This is a genomic window from Pseudidiomarina terrestris (assembly GCF_030466375.1).
GTDB classification, from domain to species: Bacteria; Pseudomonadota; Gammaproteobacteria; order Enterobacterales; family Alteromonadaceae; genus Pseudidiomarina; species Pseudidiomarina terrestris.
On sequence record NZ_JAGGJE010000005.1, the window covers coordinates 41,176 to 66,777 of the forward strand.

Below are 25,602 nucleotides of genomic sequence, written 5' to 3' on the forward strand. Positions count from 1 at the left end.
TCGTATGGCGGATTATCGAGCTCCACGGGATGACATGCAGTTTTTACTGCAAGACGTGTTTCAGGTTGATCAGGACTGGGGCCGTTTTCCAGCTCTGTCCGAAGTTGATATGGAAATGGCGACAGCCATCATTGACGAGGCTGCCAAGCTAGCCGAAACCATCATCGCACCGAACGCGCGCGCGGCCGATGAAGAAGGTGTCGTCTTCGATAACGGAGTCGTCACCACACCTGCCAATTACAAAGAAAATTTCCAGCAACTTGCTGCAGGAGGCTGGGTAGGCGTTACCGCTAATCCGGACTTTGGCGGTATGGGACTGCCTAAAGTTGTTTCCGCACAGTACGAAGAAATCCTCTGTGCTGCAGATATTTCATTCTCACTCTATCCGGGCTTAACTGCCGGCGCCATCATCACCATCGATGCTTATGCCAGCGATGAATTGAAGAATCTTTACTTACCACGTATGACCGCCGGTGAATGGACCGGCACCATGTGTCTGACAGAACCTCACGCTGGAACAGATTTGGGGATTATCCGGACCAAAGCTGAACCATTGGATGACGGTAGCTTTGCGGTCACTGGTACGAAGATATTTATTACCGGTGGTGAGCACGATTTAACTGAAAATATCGTCCACCTGGTTTTAGCTAAATTGCCTGACGCTCCAGCTGGCAGCAAAGGTATTAGTCTGTTTATCGTACCTAAATATCTGCCGGATACAGACGGTAATGTGGGTGAGCGTAACACTGTGCAGTGCGGTTCGATTGAGCACAAAATGGGCATCCATGCATCCGCAACCTGTGTAATGAACTTTGATGGCGCCAAGGGCTGGCTGGTTGGAGCTCCGCATCAAGGACTGCCAGCGATGTTTACGATGATGAATTACGAGCGTCTGGGGGTTGGTATTCAGGGGCTTGGTGCTGCAGCACGTTCCTATCAGAATGCGCTGGAATACGCTCAGGAGCGCATTCAAGGGCGAGGCGCTCAGGCCAACCGTAATTTTGATAAAGAAGCCGATCCGCTGATTGTCCACGGTGACGTCCGTCGTATGTTACTTACCATGAAAGCTTTTGTTGAAGGCGGGCGCGCGTTTTCGACCTATGTTGGACAGCAACTGGACACCGCCAAATTTAGTGCCGATGCGGCAGAAAAAGCGCGTGCAGATAAACTTGTCGCTTTACTGACTCCGATTGCCAAAGCCTTTATTACCGATACCGGTTTTGAAACCACGGTGGTGGGACAGCAGGTTTTCGGTGGGCACGGTTATGTCCGCGAATGGGGACAGGAGCAACTGGTGCGGGACTGCCGCATTGCGCAAATTTACGAGGGTACCAATGGTATTCAGGCGCTGGATTTGCTGGGTCGCAAAGTCGCCGGCTCACGAGGTGAACTATTACAGCCGTTGGTTGAGGATATTCAGGCGTTGCTGGCAGATCCTGTAGCAGAATTAGAAGCTGAATATGAGCAGCTGGCGCAAGCGCTCAAACGTGCTGATGCAGTAACAAAAAGGGTACTGGCGCAGGTAGGTGATGACGAAAACATTATCAACAGTGTGGCGGTTGAGTATCTGCATCTTCTGGGGTATCTGATCTACGGCTATTTATGGCTACGTATGGCCAAAGCTGCGTTACCACTTGTCGCTGAGCGCCCCTACCTGTCGAGCAAAGTGAAAACGGCGAAGTTCTTTATGGCGCGATTGTTGCCTCGCTTTGAAAGTCTGGCTGCCGCCGTCGATGACGGCAGCCAGTCATTGTACCTGCATGAACTGGGCGAGTTTTAATCGCCCAGTGATAGCAAGGTCGCGTTGCCACCAACAGCAGTAATGTTGTTGCTGCGCGTTTTTTCGGTGATAAAGCGGGTGAGGTAATGGGGTCCACCTGCTTTTGGACCTGTACCTGACATACCCCGCCCACCGAACGGTTGCACCCCAACTACTGCGCCGACCTGGTTACGGTTGATGTAAACGTTACCGACGTCAATACGACGGGCGACATCAGCGGCAAAAGTTTCGTTACGGCTATGAATGCCGAAGGTTAAACCGAAACCTGTGGCATTGATACTCTTGATTACCTCGTCGAGGTTATCGGTCGAGTAGCGAATCACGTGCAGAATCGGACCAAAGTTTTCTTTAACCAACTGATTGATACTGTCAATTTCAATGGCTGTAGGAGCCATGAAGGTTCCGCCATTGGTATAATCAGGCATCGGTGCACGAGCAATCAGACGGCCGGCCTGAGAAATATCACTGACATGCTGCTCCAGGTTACTCTTGGCAACGCCATCAATAACCGGACCCACATCAGTTTCATGCAGCATGGGATCGCCTACTTCCAGTTCGGCCATCGCACCTTTTAATAGCTCAATCACACGGTCGGCAATATCATCCTGAACGAACAGCACGCGTAATGCTGAGCAGCGCTGTCCCGCACTCGTAAAGGCGCTGTCAACGATGTCGGTGACCGCTTGCTCAGGTAACGCGGTCGAATCGATGAGCATCGCGTTCTGACCACCTGTTTCAGCGATGAGCGGCACAATGGGGCCGGTGCGTGCGGCAAGCGCACGATTAATAGACTGGGCGGTGTAGGTTGAACCAGTGAAGCATACCCCACCGATATCTTCCTGGCTGACCAGGAATGAGCCGACTTCAGCACCACTGCCAGGCATGAAATGCACCACATCGCCAGGGATGCCAGCTTCAAGTAGCAGCTGCACGGCTCGGAATGCGATTAAGCCGGTTTGTTCCGCTGGTTTAGCTATGACACAGTTGCCAGCAACCAGCGCTGCCACCACTTGGCCGGTGAAAATAGCTAAGGGGAAATTCCAGGGGCTGATACAGACAAAGGTACCACGGCCTTCAACAATGAGTTCGTTGGATTCGCCTGTGGGACCTGGTAAGGTTTTCGGCTCGCCCATCAGTTTACGGCCTTCAACGGCGTAATAGCGACAAAAATCAACGGCTTCACGGACTTCATCGATACCGTCCTGTAAGCTTTTGCCCCCTTCAAGAGAGCATAAGGCAATCAGTTCGTCACGATTGGCTTCCATCAGGTCGGCAAACTTTTCTAAAGCGCTCGCCCGCACTTCAACATCGGTATCGCGCCAGCGACGGTAAGCGGCATTGGCGCTGTTCAGGGCTTTCTCGGCAAGCGCTTTGTCGCCCCAACAGATACTGCCGATTTGCCGCTGAGTTTCCTGCGGACTGGTGATACTGACACGGTGGTGCGCATCGATGACATCGCCATTAACGATCGGGCCACCTTGCCATTGCTTGTCACGGTATTGCTGCACCGCAGCAATAAAATCATCTGCTTGCGAATGAATATTCATGTTCAATCCTAACGAGTTTTTGCGATCGCTGAAAATCTGCGTCGGTAATGGAATTTTGGTGTTTGCCAGGCGCTCGTACTTGTTGATAGTGCGCATCGGGTGCTTAATCAGCTCATCCACAGGCGTTGCCGGATCGACCAGCTTATGGACAAATGAGGTGTTGGCACCATTTTCTAACAGACGCCTTACCAGGTAGGGTAAAAGATCTTTGTGGGCACCTACCGGGGCATAAATACGTACGGTTATTTCCGGGTCATCCTGCAGTAGCGTATCGTACAGGTCATCACCCATACCATGCAGGCGTTGGAACTCAATACGTCGTTTATAGGTCTCATTCATCTGCCGGATGGCTACCACACTCTGGGCATTATGCGTCGCGAACTGCGGATAAATCGCACCATCCGTCGCTTCACTCAGTAAGTAACGCGAGCAGGCCAGATAGCTGACATCGGTATTGGCCTTGCGCGTGAACACCGGGTAGCCGGTGAGACCATTCATCTGACAGAGTTTGATCTCAGTATCCCAGTAAGCCCCTTTTACCAGGCGCACCGGTATTTCATCACCACACTCTTTCGCCAGTGCAGTCAACCAGCACAGGGTCGGTAATGCGCGCTTCGAATAGGCTTGCACCACCAGACCAAACCGCGGCCAGCCTTTACAGACGCCGCTACGATAGACTTTCTCGAAAAGTTCGAGGGAAAGCTCGTGACGATCCGCTTCTTCGGCATCAATGGTAACCCCAACGTCAGCTTCTTTTGCGAGCTTGACCAGCTCGGTCAGACTCTGGGCCAACTCCGTCAGTACCCGACCCTGATTGCCAGCTTCGTAACGTGGGTGTAACGCTGACAATTTAATTGAGATGGTAGGGCGTGGCGCCTTCGGATTGTTAAAGTTCTCCTTCGCCACAACCTCTATCGAATTCACGTATTCGGCATGGTAACGGCGAGCATCGGCCATGGTTAGAGCGGCCTCACCGAGCATGTCATAGGCGTGGGTATAGCCGATTTCACGATTGGCCCGGCTATTTTTTAAGGCTTCTTCGATGTCGCGACCCAGGACAAACTGTTTGCCCATAATTCGCATCGCGGTGTAAGTCGCCTTACGCACGATAGGCATACCTAACCGGCGAGTGAGCCGGCGAAATACCCCGCGAGGGGTTTCCATCGGTTGGCCGGTCGGATTGATGACCGCATTGGTCAGTGCCAACCCCCAACTCCCGGAGTTCACCAACCAGGATGCGCTTGCGCCCATATGCTTCTGCCAGTCACCGCCAGACAGGCGGTCCTGAATCAGAGCATCTGCGGTGCGCGCATCCGGAACCCGCAACAAGGCCTCGGCCAGGCACATCAAAATAATGCCTTCTTTGGTATCAAGACTGTATTCCTGAAGAAAGGCATCAATGCCACCGCCTTGCGCACGATCGCGCACGGTGTTTACTAATTTAGCCGAACTGTCAGTCACTGTATCAAGGGTTGCCTCGTCACTCGGAACCAGTTGCATAAGTTCCTGCATGTACGCGTCTTCATCGATTAAATAGCTGTCGGTGATGGCGCGCTGCAAACTGCCGAGGTCGGCGCTTGTATACTGAGCCTGAAGTACTTCACTGGCTTTGAACATAGCATCTCCTGTAAGACTCAGCCAAAGGCTTGAGAGGGCATATTTTGCGCGCAAGTATATGTCTTTTTCTGCGCGCGTAAAGCCCATACAATCAGTTTTTTACAACTTTTATTCGCTGTCCACGGTGCAATTTTTGTACTGCGCTGTCAAGCCCATTTCAGTTGACCCGCTTGCGGCCTGCGAGTACCGTAGATAACTAAGTTTAGCCGAGGCACGTGAGAGTTTTTGTGAGTCAGGAAATTGAAATCAAACTATTAGTCGATGGTGCTACCCGCGAGCAGGTGCTGGCGTTATGCCAAAACCTGGCAAAAGACGCAGAAATGGCCGAGTTAGAGTTAAGTAACCGCTATTTTGACACCGAAGATCTGCGTTTACGGCAGCATGATATCGGTTTGCGTATTCGCCAGCGCGGTGATGAGCTTGAGCAAACTGTGAAACTTGCCGGAGAAGTTCTGGGCGGCGTACATAGCCGGCCAGAGTACAATACCGTCATTACCTCTGAGGTACCGGACCTGACCTTATTTGAGGAAGATATCTGGCCCGATGATTTTGCGCTGTTCGATATCAACCGTGAACTTGAAGAAATTTTCCGGACGGATTTCACCCGTTACCGTTGGCGCTTGCCAAGTGGCGATGGTCGCATTGAGCTGGTTTACGATGAGGGCTCGATTAAAGTTGGCGATGACGAGCGGCCGCTGGCGGAAATTGAAATTGAAGTTCAACAAGGCGATATCGCCGACGCCTATCGTTTGGCGCGCCGTTTCATTACCCGTCTGAATGCGCGACTGGGAAGCCTCAGCAAGGCAGCTCGCGGCTACATGCTGGCGGGCAAGACCGTGCTTGAACCTTTTACCCATGCGCATTTCGTACCGCAGCAACCCAATGATGACGTAGGCGCCGGACTCTACCGTGCGCTCACCTATGCGCTGCAGTACTGGCAACATAACGATGCCTGTCTGACGGAAGTCCCCAGTGTGCGGGCTGTGGCAGGTATCACAGATGGTATCCGTCTAAGTAAGGTTGTGTTGCAACAGTTGGCCACCCTGGAGGTGGATGTCGGCGATCATATTTTACGTCTGGAACAGATGCTGGGTCATCTGGGCTGGTTAAGTCGTTACGACGGGCTCACTGAGCTGACCGCGGAGGACGGTGCCTACCATCGCGCACTGAAACAACATCCGAAACTCTTTGAGATCATCCAGGAGCAACAGCAACATTCGGTGCAGCTGGAGCTGGTGCAAAGTCTGAGTGTTCGTGATGACTATCAACTCACCTTGCTCGAGTTAGGGGCCCTGTGCCATGAGCAACCTCGACATGAGCAGATTTCTCAATTACCGCTGCGGCAGTGGGCAAGCCAGCGCTTGCGGGAAGACTGGCAAAGCGTCATTGATGCGTTTGCCAAAGAGGGCGATCTCAAACCCGAGTATTACCTGAAACAACTGCCGCTGCTGCTAAGCTCTTTGCAGCTGGGCTATTGTGTTGGCTACCTGTTTGACGAAGAAGATCGTGAGCAGTTTCGGGCGCCCTGGCAGGACATGGTCCGCGGCATTCGCGAAATTATGGCATTGAAGCTGCTCCGGGATGCTATTAAAGATAATGACGACAGTCAGCCTGAGCGCCTGCTCAACTGGCAAACCGTGCAACTGGAGTCGCTGCTGTACGCGCTGGAACACTCGCGCAAAGCTGCATTGAAGCAAGAACCCTACTGGCTGGGCTAAAGCATGAGTAAAGACAGACAACAGCGGGAATACTGGTGTTCGATTAGTGAGTTTATTGCCAGAGTCTGGCACAACGATGCTGATGCAATAACCATCGATGCTGCCGGCAAAGTCACTTTACCTGCTACTGACGATTATCTGCCGCAATTGCAGCGCGCGCTGACTGAGGCCAATGATGAGAGCGACGCGCAGCAGGTGCTGCGTCGCTATCGGCAACGCTGGTTTGCCAGTATTGCCGCTGCAGATCTTGACCAGCAACTTGAGCTAAGAGAAACCCTGAATCATATTTCTGCGGCCGCCGACGCATTTATTATTGCTGCGCGTGACTGGGCTTATGTTCAATTGTGTGAGCGTCATGGCACGCCCCGTGATGAGCAAGGTCAGGCGCAGCCCTTGCTGATCATCGGCATGGGCAAGCTTGGCGGTAAAGAGCTGAACTTCTCATCGGATATTGATCTGATTTTTTGCTATCCAGAACAAAGTGAGACGGACCATCCAAAGAAGCCAATTGAGACCAATGTTTTCTTTACCAAACTGGTGCAGGCGCTGGTGGGTTTGCTGGATACGATGACCGGCGACGGTCGGGTTTTTCGTGTCGATCTGCGCTTACGCCCCTTTGGCCAGTCGGGTCCTGTGGTTACCAGCCTGGCTGCACTGGAATACTACTACCAGGAGCAGGGGCGCGACTGGGAACGTTACGCCATGGTGAAAGCACGCTTGATTGGCGCTTCTGCAGATTACGAACAGCAGTTACGGCAGTTGCTGCGGCCTTTTGTTTATCGTCGTTACATTGATTTTTCAGCCATCGATGCGCTGCGCAAGATGAAAACCCTGATCACTCAGGAAACGCGGCGCCAGGGTGTGCAGAATAATATAAAGCTGGGTCCTGGTGGTATTCGTGAGGTGGAGTTTATCGCCCAGACGTTCCAGTTGATCCGGGGTGGGCAGCAGCGACAATTGCAGACCCAGTCGCTCTACGCGGCTTACCACGCCATTGACGAGCTTGGCCTGATGTCTTCGACGGCGGTCAGGGAGTTACTCGAGTGCTATGAATTTCTGCGTAAAGTTGAGCATGTTTTGCAGCAGCTCAATGACGAGCAAACGCAAAGCTTACCGGCAGAGCCCGAGCGTCAGCAGCGGGTGGCGAAAGCTTTTTCCTGCAGCTGGGAAGAGCTCTCTGAACAGATCCGTGCAACTATGGCAAAGGTGCACGCGCACTTTCAGCATGTCATCGGCGATAACGAAGCGGATGATGAGGATGCCGGCGCATTGCAATTGCTCTGGCAGGATATGATCGAAGACGACACCGCGCTCGATGTGCTGCATGATGCAGGCCTGAATAAGCAACGTGCACAGCAGGTGTGGGCGGCGGTCAGCGATTTACGTCTGGAAGTCCGTAAACGCGGTAGCGGCCCCCGCGGGCGCAAGGCGATGGCCAGACTGGTACCCTTATTATTGCAGCGAAGTTTGCAGTTGGCGGACGCCGAGATCGTGCTGGAGCGGGTGTTTACGGTACTTCGGCGAATTATGAGTCGGACCGCTTATGTCGAGTTACTGGTAGAAAACGCTGGCGCCCGTGAGCAGTTGATCAAACTTTGCCGGGCCAGCTCCTGGATTACCCAGCATCTGGCTAACTTTCCGATTCTGCTCGATGAACTGATTGATCCACAGCATCTGTATGAGCTGCCAGAACTCAGCGAATACCCTGCCATAATCAACGACTACATGGTACGCATTCCTGAGCAGGAAGACGATCTTGAAGCGCAGATGAACGCGCTGCGTCAGGCGCGGCAATCATGTCAGTTGAAAATCGCGGCAGCGGACATCAGTGGCGCATTGCCGTTGATGAAAGTAAGTGACCACTTAAGTTACCTGGCCGAGGCGATTATCGGGCATGTGGTCGGTCTGGCCTGGCAGCATCTGGTCGCACGCCATGGTTGTCCACCCGGACGTTCGATTGAGGATACCGGATTCGCTGTTATTGCCTACGGTAAACTCGGTGGGCTTGAGCTTAGCTACAGTTCTGATCTCGATTTAGTGTTTGTCACAGACAGTGACTATCAGGGTGAGACAGATGGTGTAAAACCTCTCGAAACCCAACAGTTTTATTTACGTTTAGCGCAGCGGATCCTGCACCTGTTTACCACACGCACTATGATTGGAACTCTTTATGAGGTGGATATGCGGCTGCGGCCTTCAGGCAAATCCGGTCTGTTGGTAAGCCGGCTGGATACCTATGCTGGCTATTTAGCCGAGGATGCCTGGACCTGGGAGCTGCAGGCTTTGGTGCGGGCGCGCCCGGTGTTTGGCAGTTCGCAATTGCGCGATGCCTTTAACCAGCTGCGCCGGCAGCAGCTCGCACAGCAACGAGACGGTCAGGAACTGGCTGAAACTGTGGTTAACATGCGCGAAAAGATGCGCGCGCATAAAGAACTTCGTGACTCCAGTTCCAAGGCTAGTTTTGCCTTTGATCTCAAGCAAGGCGTCGGTGGCATTACCGACATCGAATTCCTGGTGCAGTATCTGGTGTTGCGTTACAGCCATGAGTACCCGGAACTGACCCGTCATTCGGACAATGTACGTATCATCGAAGCGGCGGGAGAATTGGGGATTTTAGAAGCGGAGCGGGCGCAGGCGCTGATCGAGGTGTATATACGTGAGCGCGAATGGCTGCACCAACTGGCTTTAGATGAGCATGGCTCGCTGACACACCTACCCGTAGATAAAGAACGGGAAGTGGTGCAGCAAGCCTGGCAACATTGGTTTAAAGAGGTTATTGATAAAGACTAGGATCGTCTTCGTTGGGTCGGGTTTTAAAGCGGCGGTGAACCCAGAGGTACTGTTCCGGACACTGAGATACCGCAAACTCGACCATTTTGTTGACGCGCGTCACGTCCGCCACAGGGTCGTCCGTAGGGAAGTTGGCAAACTCCGGGTAAAAGGTCACATCATAGCCGCTGCCATCCGCGCGGCGAAAGCACGTGGTGCTGAGCACAGCACACTTTTTACTGGCGGCAAATAATAAAGTGCCGGTGGTGGTACTGGTCTTCTCAACCGCAAAGAAAGGAGCGAAAACCGTACGTCTGCGACCATAATCCTGGTCTGGCAGGTAGCCCGCGATCTCACCCTGGTCAATCGCCTGTTTCATACTACGAACGTCAGTGCGGGGGATCATGTATTTATTCGAGCGGCCGCGGCCCCGGGTTTGCAAAAACTCCATCAAAGCATTGTTGTGCGGCCGGTAAAGACCTACCGCCGGCTGAATAAAGCCATGCAATCGGGCATGCACTTCCAGGCTTAAAAAGTGGAACAGTAGCAAGAGTACGCCTTTGCCTTCGCGAAGGGGGGCGTGAAGATGCTCGACACCATGGACATGGAGCTTGCGACGAATGCGCCAATCCGGCCACCACCAGGCCATGCCCGTTTCAAAAAAAGCAATGCCGGTATTTTCCATATTGGTACGCACCAGCTGCTCTATTTCATCTGCTGACTTATCAGGAAAGCACAGCTCAAGGTTGCGCCGGGCAACGGCTGCACGTTTTGGAACAAATCGATAGAAAAGCCGGCCCAGACCACGGCCCATGGCGAGTTGCCACTTGTAAGGAAGCCAGGAAATAAAATAAAGAAGGCCGACCCCTAACCAGGTCAGCCAATACTTAGGAAGTAAAAACCGTGCTTCAAATTTAGGTTTTTCAATTATTTTCATTAATGAGACTTGCGTTAATTGCCATCAGATCTTGTTCACTGATCTTACCTGAAGCCTGTTGTAGTGTCAGTGATTGCCGGATGTAATTATAACGCGCAGTCGACAAGTTGCGACGAGCATTAAACAGATTACGGGTACTGTCGAGCACGTCAACAATGGTGCGCGTGCCTACTTCGAAGCCGGTCTGAGTTGCTTTCAGCGCGCTTTCAGCAGAGATAACAGCTTGTTCCAGTGCACGAATGGTGGCGATAGCTGCGACCACATCGTAGTAAGAGCTGCGCACTTCACGTTCAACATTACGACGAGTAAATTCAAGCTGTTGGCTGCTGGCCACATAGTTCGCCCGAGCCTGGTCGGCCTGCGAGGAAGTACGGAAACCACTGAACAGGGGCACATTCAGGCTAACGCCAATTGATGAACTGTCCATGCGCGGCGGGTTTGAGGTACGGCCTAAAACTTCACTCTCACTGTCTTGCGTTGAAAAGCTGCCTGACAAGGAGACTCGGGGGTAGTGACCGGCGAGCGCTAAATCGATACGTTGATCTGAGATCTCAACAGCTACGCGCTGCACCAGCAACTGCAGGTTTTTATCTTCAGCAGTCGTGACCCAGTTGTCGGCGTTTTCTGGATTAGGTGCACTCGGAGAGAAGTTTTCTGTGTCGAGTTCAGCGATGTCCTGATGGTAACGGCCGGTGATCTCCCGCAGACCTTCCTGAGCGATCTCGACAGCGTTTTGTGCCTGAATTTCCCGCGCTACAGCGTTATCAAACTGAGCTTGGGCTTCATGTACGTCGGTGATGGCGGTCAACCCCACAGAAAAACGTTGTTTGGTTTGTTCCAACTGACGCTCAATGGCACGTTTCTCTGCTTGGGCAAACTCCAGGTCGTCTTTCCGCTCAAGCACAGTAAAGTAAGCGTTGACCACGCGGATCATGAGTTGCTGGCGTTCGCTGAGGTAACTGACTTCAGCTTGATAGGCTTGTTTTTCGGCAATCGCGGTTTGTTCCCAAACGCTCTTACTGAAGAGTGTTTGACTTAGGTTGACGCCAGCGCTCCAGCCAGAGGAGGTAATGTCATACATGAAAATATTACCAGAGCTATCGAAGTTCTGGGTTTCACGGGTACTGCGCGAGTAACCGGCTTCAAAGCCAACCTGTGGCCACCAGTCCGCCTGAGCAATATCAACGCCTTGACGCGCGGCGTCACGCTGCGCCTGAGCTTGCTTTAGGGTTGGGTCGTTTTGTAAAGCGAGTTGAAAAATTTGTGCGAGGTCGTCAGCATAAGTGGCTGAACTTCCCGTGGCAAAAGTAAGTCCGATTAGAGCTGAAAGAATCTTTTTATTCATGAGTTCAGTTGTCCTGATAGGTTTATCTGGCTCAGATGACCGTTGCTAATTGTTCGGTATTTTACATACACATTTGAATGATTACTAGCATACACCCGATAGTTCGTCGGTTTCATGCTTTCAGTTGCAACAGGACGTGCTTAAATGTAACTAATTATGAGATGTGTGCACGAAAACATACACTTTTTCGTAGTCACCAGTTGAATCAATTCAATCCATTACAGACGTACTCCCAAGGTAAAAGGTTTACTGTGCAAAAATTTAATCACGATGATTATGAAGTTATCGAGAAAAAGTCGATTCGCGAGGGGTTTCTGAGCCTCTTTAATTACCGTATCCGACATAAGCTTTTCAGCGGGGGCTGGTCTAAGGTCTTCGATCGGGAAATTATGGATCGAGGCCACGCAGTGGTGGTGTTGCCCTACGATGCCGAGCGCGACACGCTGGTGTTGCTCGAGCAGTTTCGAATTGGCGCGTTGGAGCAGGAAGACTCACCCTGGTTGCTCGAGTTTGTCGCGGGCATGATCGATGATCCGGATGAGAACCCTGAACAAGTCGCGCACCGTGAACTCGAAGAAGAGGCCGGCTTGCAAACGGAACAACTGGATTATGCTCTGACTTATTTATCAACACCCGGGGGCTGCACCGAGAAGATCTCCGTCTATGTGGCCCGGGTCGATAGCAGTCAAGCTTCGAAACAAGGCGGCGTAGCCAGTGAGAATGAAGATATCCGGGTGCACGTTTTGCCACGTACCGAAGTCGTGCAACTGCTGGAACAGGGAAAAATTAACAATGCCGCCAGTGTGATTGGGCTACAATGGTTACAACTTCACTTGCAACATGTGCGGGATAATTAAACAGAAACTATGATTAGCGACGTCAAACGAAAGCGTTACCAGTTTGATCTGGCTGCATTGCAACGGCTTGCTGCAGTCAATTACGCCACCTTGATGAAACTGGTGGCACACATCAAGCAGGGCCGCGAGCAGCTCATCAAGGTGGGGTCTCACCTGCATTTTCGGGTGGCCGTTACTCAGCGTGCGCCTTATACCACCGATGTTCGTATCAAGCAGCATGCCTTGCAGGCCAAGCTACCGGGTCTGATTGAAACGGAGCTTGAAGTTCGGCTCTATCATGATGCGCAGCTGGCTGAAGTCACCCGCAGCCAAAATGTTACGCGCCTGCAGGCCGTCTATGAACAACCCAATCGCGCCATGCACCAGAGCAACGAAAAATTCCAGGTAAACCGATTTTTGCAGGAATGGCTGGAACTTATTCGTGAACAGGGGCTGGCGACCGAATACTAGCTTGAGTTTCCGCTCATCCTGTAACAGTATATGAGCATCCTATAACAACAATTCTTGTCACCAAAAAGAAGAGCGCATGTCAGATTACAAAGCAGATGCGATTGAGGTCCTCAATGGCCTTGAACCCGTGCGTCGCCGCCCGGGCATGTATACCGATACCACTCGCCCTAATCATCTTGGCCAAGAAGTCATCGATAATAGTGTGGATGAAGCTCTGGCCGGCCATGCTCGCGAAATGGTGGTCATTCTGCACCCCGACCAGTCCCTCGAAGTTCAGGATGATGGTCGTGGGATGCCAGTGGATGTGCATCCGGAAGAGGGTGTGCCTGGCGTAGAGCTGATCATGACCAAGCTGCACGCGGGCGGTAAGTTTTCGAATAAAAGCTACAACTTTTCCGGCGGTCTGCATGGCGTCGGCATTTCCGTGGTGAACGCACTCTCGACACGAGTCGATGTGACCGTAAAACGTGACGGCCAGGTTTTCGAAATGGCCTTTGAAAACGGTGATAAAGTCAGTGAACTTACAGTCACGGGAACCGTCGGCAAACGCAATACGGGCACCCATTTACGCTTTTGGCCAGATCCGAAATATTTCGATTCCGCGAAATTTTCCGTACTGAAGATGACCCACCTGTTGCGGGCCAAAGCTGTACTTTGTCCGGGGCTGAAAATCACCTTTCGTAACCTGCTTGATGATAATGAACAGACCTGGCAATACGAAGATGGTCTCAGGGACTATCTGGTTGAAGCCGTAGAAGAGTTACCCACACTGCCGGAAGAACCTTTTATCGGCAGTTTCAGCAGTAACCAGGAAGCCGTCGACTGGGCGGTGACATGGTTGCCGGAAGGCGGCGAGGGCGTGGCCGAGAGTTATGTGAACCTGATCCCGACTCCGCAAGGTGGTACCCATGTGAATGGCTTACGCCAGGGCTTACTTGAAGCCATGCGTGAGTTCTGTGAGTTCCGTAATCTGATGCCGCGCGGGGTGCGCTTAACCCCGGAAGATATCTGGGAGCGTTGCACTTATATCCTTTCGGTCAAGATGCAGGATCCGCAGTTTGCCGGACAAACCAAAGAGCGTTTGTCGTCACGGCAGTGTTCGGCATTTGTTTCGGGGGTCGTCAAAGATGCCTTCAGCTTGTGGCTAAACGAGCATACCGAACAAGCGGAACTGCTTGCTGATCTTTGTATCAACAATGCCCAACGGCGCATGCGTGCCAGTAAGAAAGTGGTGCGCAAAAAGGTCACTCAGGGACCGCCGTTACCGGGCAAACTGACGGATTGTGCCACTCAGGACCCAGCGCGCGGAGAACTCTTTTTAGTCGAGGGTGACTCTGCCGGCGGCTCAGCTAAACAAGCCCGGGATCGTGACTTCCAGGCGGTGATGCCGTTACGCGGTAAAATTCTGAATACCTGGGAAGTTGAGTCGGATCAAATTCTGGGCTCTCAGGAAATTCATGATATTTCCGTCGCTCTGGGGGTGGATCCGGACTCAGTCGATTTAGAGAAATTAAGGTACGGTAAAATCTGCATCCTGGCCGATGCGGATTCCGATGGTCTGCACATTGCTACCTTGTTGTGCGCGCTCTTTGTGCGTCATTTCCGGGCACTTGTTGACAATGGCCATGTGTACGTGGCCATGCCGCCATTGTACCGGGTCGATGTCGGCAAAGAGGTCTTTTACGCCCTCGATGAAGATGAGAAACAAGGCATCCTGGATCGCATTGATGCGGAAAAGCGCAAGGGAAAGGTGAACGTTCAGCGGTTTAAAGGCCTGGGTGAGATGAATCCGTTACAACTGCGGGAAACCACCATGGATCCCAACACCCGACGTTTAGTGCAGTTAACTGTTGACGATGACAGCGCCACTGAAGAAATGATGGATATGTTGTTGGCGAAAAAGCGTGCCAGTGACCGTCGTGACTGGTTGGAAAGCAAGGGCAACCTGGTCGATCTGGCTGAGCTTTAAGGAGAACAAAAAGAATGTCGATGGACACAGTAGAACAAATTCCGTTACGCCGATTTACCGAAGACGCTTATTTGAATTACTCCATGTACGTCATCATGGATCGCGCCTTGCCGCATATTGGCGATGGCCTCAAACCGGTACAGCGACGCATCGTTTATGCCATGTCAGAACTTGGCTTGTCGGCGCTGGCCAAATATAAGAAATCCGCGCGTACCGTCGGTGATGTTCTCGGTAAGTTTCATCCGCATGGCGACAGTGCCTGTTACGAAGCTATGGTCCTTATGGCGCAACCCTTCTCCTATCGTTATCCACTGGTGGATGGGCAGGGCAACTGGGGCTCGCAGGATGATCCAAAATCTTTCGCGGCGATGCGTTACACAGAAGCGAAACTTTCCCGCTTTAGCGAGCTGCTACTAAGTGAGTTAGGGCAAGGCACCGTTGACTGGACGCCAAACTTTGATGGCACCATGAAAGAGCCACGGATGCTGCCGGCACGGTTACCGCATATTCTGCTCAATGGTGTCACCGGTATTGCCGTCGGTATGGCAACAGATATCCCGCCGCACAATGCCCGTGAAGTTGCCCATGCCTGCGCTTTGCTGTTAGAAAAACCATCGGCAGATTTAGCTGAGGTCATGGAACATTTACGTGGTCCTGATTATCCCACCGACGCGGAGATCATCACCCCAGCGGACGAGATTGTAAAACTCTATGAGTCTGGACGTGGCAGCATCAGAATGCGCGCTAAATACCAACTTGAAGATGGCGAAGTAGTTATCCACGCGCTCCCGCATCAGGCGTCAGGCTCTAAAGTTTTGGAGCAAATCGCCGGACAGATGCAGGCGAAGAAGTTGCCGATGGTTTCCGATCTGCGCGATGAGTCGGATCACGAAAATCCGACGCGTCTGGTGATTGTGCCGCGCTCCAACCGCGTTGACGTTGAGCAGATGATGCAACATCTGTTTGCGACGACGGACCTGGAAAAGCAATATCGGGTCAATCTTAATATGTTGGGCTTAGACGGACGTCCGCAGGTTAAGCCGATACTGACGGTACTAAAGGAATGGCTGACGTTCCGGCAAACCACAGTAACCCGCCGCTTGCAGCATCGTCTGGACAAGGTGATGGCGCGCCTGCATATCCTTGAAGGCTTGTTGGTCGCTTACCTGAACCTGGATGAAGTCATTGCCATTATCCGCTACGAAGACGAACCGAAAGCGGAACTGATCAAGCGCTTTAAGCTCACTGAAACACAGGCTGAAGCTATCCTTGAGTTGAAACTCCGTCATTTAGCCAAGCTTGAGGAAATGAAGCTGAAGGGTGAGCAGGATGAACTTGAGAAAGAACGTAAGCAACTTGAATTACTGCTCAGTTCTGACCGTCGCTTAAAAACCCTTATCCGCAAGGAAATATTGGCAGACGCTGAAAAGTATGGCGACGACCGCCGTTCGCCATTAGTGGAACGCCAAGAAGCCAAAGCACTGAGTGAACGTGACCTGACGCCGGCCGAAGCCGTGACCGTGGTGCTGTCTAAGAAAGGCTGGGTACGTGCGGCCAAAGGCCATGACGTCGATGGTAGCAGCTTGGCGTACAAGTCGGGAGATAGCTTCCTGGCGCGAGCTCAGGGTAAGAGTAATCAGCAAGTTGTCTTCCTTGACAGCTCTGGACGCAGCTTCTCCTGTGAAGCACATTTATTGCCCTCTGCGAGAACTCAGGGTGAACCTTTAACCGGACGTTTCAGCATGGTGGCCGGCGAAATTGTAGAACAGGTGCTGATGGCCAAGGATGAACAGCGTTATCTGTTAGCTTCTGATGCCGGTTATGGTTTTGTTTGCAAGTTTGCAGATCTGGTGAGCCGCAATAAGAACGGTAAGGCTGTTCTGAACCTTCCTGCAGGGGCGAAAATACTCCCGCCAAACCCTGTCAGTGAGGTCGAAACTGATCAGGTGGTGGTCGTCTCTAACGAAGGACGCATGCTGATCTTCCCGGTATCTGAGCTACCTGAACTGTCAAAAGGGAAGGGCAATAAGATGATCAGTATTCCGACGTTGCGGGCACAATCGCGGGAAGAGTATGTAGTTGCTACCAATGTGGTGCCACAAGATGCGGCAATCACGCTGCTGGCCGGCAAGCGAAAACTGACACTGAAGCCTGCTGATCTTGAACATTATCGCGGTGAGCGGGGCCGTCGAGGCAATAAGCTGCCCCGCGGTTTGCAACGCGTCGATGCGATAACTGTCGATAGTCAGGGCTGATGGGACGTTTTTTTTCGCTGAAACAGGTATACTAGCGGGCAGCAAAAAGAGGAGATGGCATGCTCGCTGTTGTACGACTTATTTTACTTGGCTTTTTTGTAGTCCTGTCTGGGGTGTTTGGCCTGCTGTTTTGTCTGGCCCGGCCGTTTCACCCCAACAATACTCCTATCTTCGCTCATTTATATGGCAGCATGCATCGGTTGCTGGGAGTGAAGCTGGAGATACGTGTTCCTGATGGGCTGACTGAAGGCGGGCCTTATGTGTACATTGCCAACCATCAGAATACCTATGATATCTTCACCCTGAGTCGCGCGATGCCACCGCGGTCAGTGAGTATCGGCAAAAAGAGCCTAAAGTGGATACCGTTTTTTGGACAGTTATATTGGCTGGCCGGAAATATTTTGATTGATCGCAAAAATACGGGCCGTGCCCGTGGCACCATCGATCAGGCCGCGCAGGCGATAACAGAACGGCAGATCTCTGTGCTGCTCTTTCCAGAAGGTACACGCAGCTATGGCCGCGGTTTACTGCCCTTCAAGACCGGTGCGTTTCGCACCGCACTGCAGGCCAACGTGCCGATCGTGCCTATTTGCGTCTCAAACCTGCATGGCCGGATTAAACTGAATCGTTGGAACAACGGTAAGGTGTTGATTGAAATGTTGCCTCCTATCAAGGTTAGCGACTACTCAGCCGATAATGTTCGGGCGCTGGTCGCTCATTGTCATCAGCAAATGCAATTAAAAATCAGTGCGCTCGATCATGAGCTTGCCGAACAAGCGAACCGCTAAGAGGAATTCTTATGAGCGTAGATAAACAGGCTATCCGCGAACAAACCGGCGAAACAATAGCAGCCTTATTAGCCGATGGTGCACCAGAAGATGAGATCTATACCATTGAGCATCATCTGGCGAGCCCGGATTTCACCAAGCTGGAAAAGGCTGCTGTGGAATTGGTTAAGGTCGGCTATCACGTTGACGATGCCGATGAGTTTGAGCTGGATGATGGCAGCCGCTGGTACGCGTTTGCGGCGGTCAGCGAGCTACCGCTGCAACAGGAAAAAATTGAAGCTCAGGCCATCGAAGTGGCTGAACTGGCTGCTCAAACAGGGGTCGAGTATGACGGCTGGGGCACCTACTTTGGCGATGACGAAGAAGAGTAATAGCGCTGGCGGCATCAGCCGCCAGCTCCACGCCGCCTTATAGGGCGGCGATTTTTTCTCGTTGATAGCGTAATTGTTGCAAGGTCTCTTCGGCGTTTAGCAGCTTTTCACGTTCCTTCGTAATGACCTCAGCAGGGGCTTTACTGACAAAGTTGTCATTGCTGAGTTTACGCGAGAACATAGCCACTTCTTTCTCGGCTTTCTCGATGGCTTTATCCAGCCGCGCCAACTCTGCCGCGGTGTCGATAAGTCCAGCCATCGGAATATGCAGTTCCATCCGGCCTACCAATGCCGTTGCGCTTGCTGGCGCCTCGTCAGCAGAATCGATAAACTCAACTGTCTCCAGTTTCGCCAGCGCGCTCAGGAAGCTGGCATTATGCTTCAAGCGTGCGCGCGCCTGCGTATCCGCGTTGGCGATTAACACTGGCAAAGGTGTGTTAGGTGACAGGTTCATTTCGCCACGAATATTGCGGATGGCGACAATCACTTGCTTGAGCCATTCCATGTCATCGCGGGCACTGGCAAAGCGCTCTGCCTGAACTTGCGGGTAGGCTTGCAACATAATGGTATCGCCTCGCTCACCGGCCAGTGGCGCTGCACGAAGCCAAATCTCTTCGGTGATAAATGGCAACAGTGGATGTAACAAGCGCAACAATTGCTCGAGTACCGTCACCAGCGTGTTGCGGGTGCCACGCAGTTCAGCTTCGTTGCCATTGAATAACACCGGTTTGGTTAATTCCAGGTACCAGTCACAGAACTGGTTCCAGGTAAATTCGTAAGCAATGGCGGCAGCCTGGTCAAAGCGGTAATTGTCGAGCGCGCTACGGAACTGCTTAACCGTGTCATTGAAGCACTCAATAATCCACTGATCGGCAAGGGACAAGGTCAGTTCGCCACCTTTGAGACCGCAATCATGTTCTTCGGTATTCATCAGCACATAACGGCTGGCGTTCCATAACTTGTTGCAGAAGTTACGGTAACCTTCCAGGCGTTTCATGTCCCAGTTGATATCCCGACCTGTTGACGCCAAAGCTGCCAAAGTGAAGCGCAGAGCATCGGTGCCATGGGCGCTAATACCTTCTGGAAATTGTTTTTCCGTACGCTTTTTGATCTTTGCTTCAAGCTGCGGCTGCATCATATTTGCAGTACGCTTTGCGACCAACTTCTCGCGCTCAATACCATCGATCATGTCCAGAGGGTCAAGTACATTACCTTTTGACTTTGACATTTTCTGGCCTTCCTCATCGCGAATAAGGCCAGTGACGTAAACGGTTTTAAAGGGCACTTGTGGTTTGCCATGCTCATCTTTCAGGAAGTGCATGGTCATCATAATCATGCGTGCCACCCAGAAGAAAATGATGTCAAAGCCAGTCACCAGTACATCCGTAGGATGGAAGGTCTTCAGGTCTTCCGTTGATTCAGGCCAACCGAGCGTAGAGAAACTCCAAAGCGCTGAAGAGAACCAGGTATCCAGCACGTCTTCATCCTGTTGTAAGCGCACATCGTCGCTCAGGTTGTGCTCCTGACGCACTTCTGCTTCGTCACGACCCACGTACACGTTACCTTGCTCGTCATACCAGGCTGGAATGCGGTGTCCCCACCAAAGCTGACGGGAAATACACCAATCCTGAATATCGCGCATCCAGGCAAAGTACATATTCTCGTACTGTTTAGGAACGAATTGAATTTCGCCGTCTTCAACCGCGCGCGTAGCGACTTCCGCCATAGGCGCAACGCGCACATACCATTGGTCGGTCAGGTGCGGTTCTATTGGCACGCCACCACGATCGCCATAAGGAACTTTGTTGGTATGTTGCTCGACTTTATCGAGCAGACCTGCGGCATCAAAATCGGCAATAATCTGTTTCCGTGCAGCAAAGCGCTCCATGCCCTGGTAGGCGCTTGGCAAAGTGCCATCAAAGCCATCGATAGTGTCGATTGCCTCGCCGGTTGCTGTGTATAAACCTGCACGCTCGCGCACATGGGCGTGGTCATCGAGTACTGCAATCATCGCCAGCTTGTTGCGCTTGCCAATGTCATAGTCATTGAAGTCGTGGGCGGGGGTGATTTTCACACAACCGGTACCGAAGTCCTGATCCACATAGCTGTCGGCAATAATAGGAATACGGCGCTGCACCAGCGGTAAATCAATAAACTTGCCTACCAGTGCCTGATAGCGTTCATCGTCTGGGTGCACAGCAACACAGACGTCGCCGAGCATAGTTTCGGGACGGGTTGTGGCCACCACCAGGTGATCTTTGCCGTCTGCTGTTTTAGCGCCATCCGCCAGTGGATAGCGCAAGTGCCAGATGTGGCCTTGTTGTTCTTTATTTTCCACCTCCAGATCAGAGATGGCCGTTTGCAACTTAGGATCCCAGTTCACCAGGCGCTTGCCACGGTAAATCAGGTTTTCCTTATGCAGGCGTACGAAGACCTCTTTGACAGCGTTGGACAGACCTTCGTCCATGGTGAAACGCTCACGGTCCCAGTCAACCGAGTCGCCAAGGCGACGCATTTGCTGAGTGATGGTGCCACCGGATTGCTCTTTCCATTCCCAGATCTTGTCAATAAAGGCATCGCGGCCAAGCTCCTGACGACTGGTGCCTTGCGCAGCTAACTGCCGTTCAACTACCATCTGCGTGGCAATGCCGGCATGGTCGGAGCCAACCTGCCAGAGGGTGTTGAAACCGTCCATGCGCTTATAACGCGTCAGCGTATCCATAATGGTGTGCTGGAATGCGTGGCCCATGTGCAGACTACCCGTCACATTGGGGGGCGGGATCATAATGCAGTAACTACTGCCCTGGCCGGAGGGTTTGAAATAACCTGCCTGCTCCCATTTTTGGTAGAGCGCTTGCTCGATAGCATTGGGCGAATACGTTTTATCCATGAGTAACCTTCACGACAATAATTTAATTTGAATGTGTTGCGGTCTCAGCGACATTAACGGTGCTGAGATTCACGCCTTGTTGGCGATACCATTTAAACCGCTCGCGCGCTTCCTGGCGTTGCTCAGGCGCGCTCGGCACCTGGTCAACAATCAGTTGAGCGCCGGCGAACTGCGGTGCTGTTGGCATAAAATTGACACTGACTTTGCAGCGGCGCTGACTGACCGCCGCTGTTGGCCAGCAAAGCTCGACTGGCGCACCATAGGGCGGGCCCTCGCCAACCAGATTATGTGGTACGAAGGCGTCAGCGGGCTGCTGCCATAGGGCTTCATCCAGCATTTCTGCGTGCTGTTGATCACGACACCAGACGCGAACGCTACCAAACTCACGCCAGCGTTCACAGATGGTTTGACAGAAGAACTGCAACTGCTGCTCTTCGCTCAATCCATCGAGTACGTAGAAAATGCCCTGCACCATACTAATCCTGTTGTCCTGCAGCTGTTCGGTTCAAAAGGAACTGGGTCAGCAACGGCACAGGTCGTCCGGTTGCGCCCTTTTTGGCGCCACTGCGCCAGGCTGTACCGGCAATATCCAGATGCGCCCAGTGATACTTCTTGGTAAAGCGGGATAAGAAGCAACCGGCGCCAATGGAGCCTGCATCGCGACCACCAAGATTCGCCATATCAGCGAAGGGGCTATCCAGGGCGTCCTGATATTCATCCCATAAAGGCAGTCGCCAAGCTCGATCACCACTTTGTTCAGAGGCATTCAGCAACTCGTGCGCAAGTGGATTATGGGTGCTCATCAGGCCACTGGCATGATGACCCAAGGCAATGATACAGGCACCGGTCAGAGTGGCCACATCAATGACCGTATCTGGCGAGAAGCGTTCGACATAGGTCAGCGTATCGCATAGCACCAGGCGGCCCTCAGCATCAGTGTTCAAGACTTCAACGGTCTGCCCACTCATGGTGGTTAACACATCACCGGGACGGTAAGCTTTACCATCGGGCATATTCTCACAGCCGGCCACAGCGCCGATCACATTGATCGGCAGTTGCAGTTCTGCCAGAGCTTGCATAGCACCTAGCACCGACGCTGCGCCGCCCATGTCGTATTTCATTTCGTCCATATTGGCGGACGGCTTGATAGAAATACCACCCGCGTCAAAGGTAAGACCTTTGCCAACCAGAACGATAGGTGGGACATCGTCAGCTGCACCTTTGTAATGAAGTAGTGACAGCACCGACTCATTTTCAGAGCCACGGCCAACCGCCAGATAGGCATTCATGCCCAGCTCGGCCATTTCTGCTTCTTCAACAGTGCTGAAACTGAGGTTGTCGTAATTACCGGCCATTGCTTCGGCCTGCTCAGCAAGGTAGCGTGGTGTGCAAATGTTCGGGGGCATATTGGCCACGTCACGACAGATGAGCATGCCTTTACTCACGGCCAGGCCATGCTGAATGGCGCGCTCACCTAAAGGTAGCTCACGTCGCGTGGGCACATTAAAAACCAGTTTCCGCAAGGGGCGGCGCGGCTCTTCTTTACGGGTTTTGAGCTGGTTAAAAGTATACAAACCGGCTTGCGCGGCTTCGACAGCCTGACGGACTTTCCAATAGGTGTCGCGACCTTTAACATGGAGCTCACTGAGGAAGCAGACAGCTTCCATTGAACCTGTTTCATTCAAAGTATGAATGGTTTTTTCGATAATTTGTTTATACTGACGTTCATCAAGCTCTCGTTCTTTCCCGCAACCAACGAGAAGAACGCGTTCACTTAAAATATTTGGCACATGGTGCAATAGCAACACTTGACCGGCTTTACCTTCGAGGTCACCGCGGCGAAGCAAGTTACTGAGGTAGCCTTCGCTGACCTGGTCCAGCTGCTCAGCAACGCCTGATAAACGGCGAGGTTCGAAGACTCCGACCACGATACAGGCTGAACGTTGCTTCTCCGGACTGCCACTTTTGACGCTAAACTCCATACTAACTCCCGTTTTCGGCGGTTGACAGGGTAGGGCTGTCATAGAATAATTCTTGTTAAAACGACAAGTTTACTGAAAAATTGCGTATTTTCCAGCAAAAAGCAAAGTTAAGAGTGGTCACCAGTGCGTATATTCCGCTATTTAATGCGAGAAACATTTAAATCTCAGATCGCCGTTTTAACGGTGTTGATGACCATTTTTATCAGCCAAAAGTTCGTTCGGGTGCTTGCGGACGCTTCTGCGGGTGAAATCCCCGGCGATCTCGTCATAAAACTGCTCGGTTTGAACCTTCCTGCACTTGCTGCCTTAATTCTACCACTAAGTTTGTTCCTGGGTATCCTTCTCGCTCATGGTCGCATTTATGCCGACAACGAGATGACGGTTTTGCATGCCTGTGGCGTGAGTGAATGGTACGTTACCCGCGTGACTCTGGTGTTGGCAACTTTGCTGGCCCTGGCGACGGCTTCGTTGACGTTATGGCTGGTGCCCTGGTCGCTGGAGCAAGAGCGTCAGGTGGAAGAGCGTGCACGCAGCGATACCGGATTGTCGGTGATTATGCCAGGTCGTTTCCAACAGGCCAGTAACCAAAAAGCGGTGATTTTCGTGCAGGGGCTGACCGAAACTGGCGAACTGGACGAGGTTTTCGTGGCCCAGTCGCTGCGTGATGAAGAAAACCAGGTGATCGGCGGTAGTGTGGTGATGGCTGACACGGGCAATGTTATTGCCAATGAGAGTGGCTCTCAGCAACTGGTGCTGAAAGATGGTACCAGGTACGCCCGCAACTCAGGAGAGGGCGACTATCAGGTGATGGAATTCGGCAGTTACCAGTTACAAATTAAAGAACAGGAAGCGACCGAATATATCCGTAAGCTGGAAGCCTATAAAACCACCGAGCTCTGGGGCGAAAATAACCCTGAAGCGGCGGCTGAATGGCAGTGGCGCGTAGCTATTCCTTTGGCGATGCCATTATTAACCCTCATTGCGGTCCCTTTGAGTCGGGTCAATCCTCGGCAAGGCAAGTTTGCGCGTATGGCGCCGGCATTGCTGATTTATCTTGGCTACTTCCTGTTATTGATGGCCGCCCGTTCCGCTGTCGCAGATGGGGTGATCCCGGCTGTTATCGGGCTATGGTGGATTCATGTACTGCTATTGATTTTTGGCGTAATACTAGTAGGTAAAGGACGCCCGTTTGGCTTGCGTGTGTTGGCGCGGCTGCGGAGGAATCCAGCATGATGCAGTTTAGTATTCTCGATCGCTACATTGCGCGCTCGGTACTGATGACATCCTTACTAAGCCTGGCCGTACTCAGCGGCTTGTCCTCGCTGATCCGTTTTGTCGAACAGTTAAAATCGGTGGGCAAAGGCACTTATTCGGTCGCAGATGCCGGACTTTTTGTGTTGTACAGCCTGCCGCGCGATATTGAAGTGTTCTTCCCCATGGCGGCATTACTCGGCGGTCTGATCGGGATGGGCATGCTCGCCAGCAACTCCGAATTAGTGGTCATGCTTGCTGCCGGGCGCTCAAGGCTGAACATTGTTGGCTCAGTCATGAAAGCTGCAATCATCATGATGCTTGCGGTAATGGCTATGGGCGAGTGGGTGGCTCCGCAACTGGAAGCGCAGGGACGTGAATTGCGCGCTTCAGCGATTTCTGGTGGTAGTTTGATTTCCGCCCAGCAAGGCGTATGGGCAAAAGACGGGGCCCACTTTGTTAATATTTCCGAAGTGGAAGATACCGGTCGGCTGCGCGATCTGACGGTCTATCGTTTTAGTCAAAACCGCCAGCTGGAATCCGTCGTACAAGGTGGTAGTGCGACCTATCAGGGTGACCAATGGGTACTGAATAACGTTACCATTACTGAGCATGAAGTTGAGCAAATCACCGAGCGAAAGTTACCGCGCTGGGTCTGGGAGTCTTCTCTGACCCCCGATAAACTGGGTGTTGTGACAGTGAAGCCAGAGGCGCTGTCGATTAGTGGGCTACTTGATTATCTGGATTACCTGAGTGCTAACCAACAAGCAACGGAGCGCTACGAATTAGCCCTTTGGCGGAAAATCTTTGCGCCTGTTACCGTTGCGGTAATGTTGTTGGTTGCGCTGTCCTTTATCTTCGGTCCGTTGCGTTCGACCACCATGGGAGCGAGGATTTTACTCGGGGTGATCACAGGTTTTGGTTTTCATGTCAGTAATGAAATCTTCGGGCCCCTGGCCCAGGTGTATCAATTACCACCATTACTGGGCGCTTTGTTACCAAGTCTGCTGTTTGCCGGCACGGCACTGTGGTTAATGCAGCGGCGCAGCGGTTAATGCAGCGCCGCAGTGGCTAAA

Annotated in this window: 16 protein-coding genes and 1 pseudogene; 11 read left to right on the forward strand and 6 right to left on the reverse strand. The window is 52.3% G+C overall.

The features are described 5' to 3' along the window. The first annotated feature begins 4 nt into the window (after positions 1–4). Entirely contained in the window at positions 5–1,780 is a 1,776-nt protein-coding gene (locus tag J6J28_RS10830; RefSeq protein WP_301721689.1) for an acyl-CoA dehydrogenase C-terminal domain-containing protein, read from the forward strand. On the opposite strand, the gene putA is transcribed toward J6J28_RS10830, so the two are convergent. Further along, complete coding sequence (putA, locus tag J6J28_RS10835; RefSeq protein ID WP_301721690.1) at positions 1,777–4,944, reverse strand: bifunctional proline dehydrogenase/L-glutamate gamma-semialdehyde dehydrogenase PutA; 3,168 nt, start codon at positions 4,942–4,944, stop codon at positions 1,777–1,779. The two genes, J6J28_RS10830 and putA, sit on opposite strands and share 4 nt — an antisense overlap. A 227-nt stretch (positions 4,945–5,171) precedes the next feature. On the opposite strand from putA, the gene J6J28_RS10840 reads away from it, so the two are divergent. Together J6J28_RS10840 and glnE are read left to right on the forward strand one after the other, a co-directional pair. Further along, positions 5,172–6,662 (forward strand): CYTH domain-containing protein, encoded by a 1,491-nt coding sequence (locus J6J28_RS10840; RefSeq protein ID WP_301721691.1) that lies wholly within the window; start codon positions 5,172–5,174, stop codon positions 6,660–6,662. A 15-nt stretch (positions 6,663–6,677) separates the two neighbouring features. Beyond that, positions 6,678–9,452 (forward strand): annotated as a pseudogene (gene glnE, locus J6J28_RS10845) (bifunctional [glutamate--ammonia ligase]-adenylyl-L-tyrosine phosphorylase/[glutamate--ammonia-ligase] adenylyltransferase); the annotation flags it as partial. Here glnE and lpxL read toward each other — a convergent pair. After that, entirely contained in the window at positions 9,436–10,362 is a 927-nt protein-coding gene (gene lpxL, locus J6J28_RS10850; protein ID WP_301721955.1) for an LpxL/LpxP family Kdo(2)-lipid IV(A) lauroyl/palmitoleoyl acyltransferase, read from the reverse strand. The pseudogene glnE and the gene lpxL overlap by 17 nt on opposite strands. Further along, the gene (tolC, locus tag J6J28_RS10855; RefSeq protein WP_301721693.1) at positions 10,355–11,713 is read right to left on the reverse strand and encodes an outer membrane channel protein TolC; all 1,359 of its coding nucleotides are present in this window, start codon (positions 11,711–11,713) and stop codon (positions 10,355–10,357) included. Before tolC ends, lpxL begins: the two co-directional genes overlap by 8 nt. Positions 11,714–11,964: 251 nt before the next feature. On the opposite strand from tolC, the gene J6J28_RS10860 reads away from it, so the two are divergent. The 6 genes from J6J28_RS10860 (at position 11,965) to rraB (ending at position 18,403) form a co-directional block, all read left to right on the forward strand. After that, complete coding sequence (locus J6J28_RS10860; protein WP_301721694.1) at positions 11,965–12,570, forward strand: NUDIX domain-containing protein; 606 nt, start codon at positions 11,965–11,967, stop codon at positions 12,568–12,570. A gap of 9 nt (positions 12,571–12,579) precedes the next feature. Next, positions 12,580–13,020 carry a DUF1249 domain-containing protein gene (locus tag J6J28_RS10865; protein ID WP_301721695.1) on the forward strand — a complete coding sequence of 147 codons (441 nt, stop codon included), beginning with the start codon at positions 12,580–12,582 and terminating at the stop codon, positions 13,018–13,020. Positions 13,021–13,096: 76 nt separating this feature from the next. After that, positions 13,097–14,989: a DNA topoisomerase IV subunit B gene (gene parE / locus J6J28_RS10870; RefSeq protein WP_301721696.1), complete on the forward strand. Its 1,893-nt coding sequence runs from the start codon at positions 13,097–13,099 to the stop codon at positions 14,987–14,989. 14 nt (positions 14,990–15,003) lie between these two features. Beyond that, positions 15,004–17,244: a DNA topoisomerase IV subunit A gene (gene parC, locus J6J28_RS10875; protein WP_301721697.1), complete on the forward strand. Its 2,241-nt coding sequence runs from the start codon at positions 15,004–15,006 to the stop codon at positions 17,242–17,244. Between the two features lie 59 nt (positions 17,245–17,303). Then, a complete protein-coding gene (locus tag J6J28_RS10880; protein ID WP_301721698.1) occupies positions 17,304–18,032 on the forward strand; it encodes a 1-acylglycerol-3-phosphate O-acyltransferase in 729 nt (242 codons plus the stop codon). An 11-nt stretch (positions 18,033–18,043) separates the two neighbouring features. Further along, positions 18,044–18,403, forward strand: a complete 360-nt coding sequence (rraB, locus tag J6J28_RS10885) for a ribonuclease E inhibitor RraB (protein ID WP_301721699.1) — start codon at positions 18,044–18,046, stop codon at positions 18,401–18,403. 37 nt (positions 18,404–18,440) lie between these two features. Here the strand turns inward: rraB and J6J28_RS10890 are convergent, their stop codons facing one another. Genes J6J28_RS10890 through pepA form a run of 3 tightly spaced genes read right to left on the reverse strand, consistent with a single transcriptional unit; the run spans position 18,441 to position 23,275 of the window. After that, positions 18,441–21,293 (reverse strand): valine--tRNA ligase, encoded by a 2,853-nt coding sequence (locus J6J28_RS10890; RefSeq protein ID WP_301721701.1) that lies wholly within the window; start codon positions 21,291–21,293, stop codon positions 18,441–18,443. Between the two features lie 22 nt (positions 21,294–21,315). Next, on the reverse strand, positions 21,316–21,768 hold the full coding sequence (locus tag J6J28_RS10895; RefSeq protein ID WP_301721703.1) for a DNA polymerase III subunit chi: 453 nt from the start codon (positions 21,766–21,768) through the stop codon (positions 21,316–21,318). Position 21,769: 1 nt separating this feature from the next. Then, on the reverse strand, positions 21,770–23,275 hold the full coding sequence (gene pepA / locus J6J28_RS10900; protein WP_301721704.1) for a leucyl aminopeptidase: 1,506 nt from the start codon (positions 23,273–23,275) through the stop codon (positions 21,770–21,772). A 123-nt stretch (positions 23,276–23,398) separates the two neighbouring features. Between pepA and lptF the strand changes: the two genes are divergently transcribed. Beyond that, positions 23,399–24,508, forward strand: a complete 1,110-nt coding sequence (gene lptF, locus J6J28_RS10905) for an LPS export ABC transporter permease LptF (RefSeq protein WP_301721705.1) — start codon at positions 23,399–23,401, stop codon at positions 24,506–24,508. Next, the gene (gene lptG / locus J6J28_RS10910; RefSeq protein WP_301721706.1) at positions 24,505–25,581 is read left to right on the forward strand and encodes an LPS export ABC transporter permease LptG; all 1,077 of its coding nucleotides are present in this window, start codon (positions 24,505–24,507) and stop codon (positions 25,579–25,581) included. The genes lptF and lptG overlap by 4 nt, the downstream gene beginning before the upstream one ends. Positions 25,582–25,602: the final 21 nt, after the last annotated feature.

Coding starts and splice junctions, on each gene's coding strand:
- J6J28_RS10830 (WP_301721689.1), top strand. CDS start 5: ATGGCGGATTATCGAGCTCCACGGGATGACATGCAGTTTTTACTGCAA.
- putA (WP_301721690.1), bottom strand. CDS start 4,944: ATGTTCAAAGCCAGTGAAGTACTTCAGGCTCAGTATACAAGCGCCGAC.
- tolC (WP_301721693.1), bottom strand. CDS start 11,713: ATGAATAAAAAGATTCTTTCAGCTCTAATCGGACTTACTTTTGCCACG.
- J6J28_RS10865 (WP_301721695.1), top strand. CDS start 12,580: ATGATTAGCGACGTCAAACGAAAGCGTTACCAGTTTGATCTGGCTGCA.
- parE (WP_301721696.1), top strand. CDS start 13,097: ATGTCAGATTACAAAGCAGATGCGATTGAGGTCCTCAATGGCCTTGAA.
- parC (WP_301721697.1), top strand. CDS start 15,004: ATGTCGATGGACACAGTAGAACAAATTCCGTTACGCCGATTTACCGAA.
- J6J28_RS10880 (WP_301721698.1), top strand. CDS start 17,304: ATGCTCGCTGTTGTACGACTTATTTTACTTGGCTTTTTTGTAGTCCTG.
- rraB (WP_301721699.1), top strand. CDS start 18,044: ATGAGCGTAGATAAACAGGCTATCCGCGAACAAACCGGCGAAACAATA.
- J6J28_RS10890 (WP_301721701.1), bottom strand. CDS start 21,293: ATGGATAAAACGTATTCGCCCAATGCTATCGAGCAAGCGCTCTACCAA.
- J6J28_RS10895 (WP_301721703.1), bottom strand. CDS start 21,768: ATGGTGCAGGGCATTTTCTACGTACTCGATGGATTGAGCGAAGAGCAG.
- pepA (WP_301721704.1), bottom strand. CDS start 23,275: ATGGAGTTTAGCGTCAAAAGTGGCAGTCCGGAGAAGCAACGTTCAGCC.
- lptG (WP_301721706.1), top strand. CDS start 24,505: ATGATGCAGTTTAGTATTCTCGATCGCTACATTGCGCGCTCGGTACTG.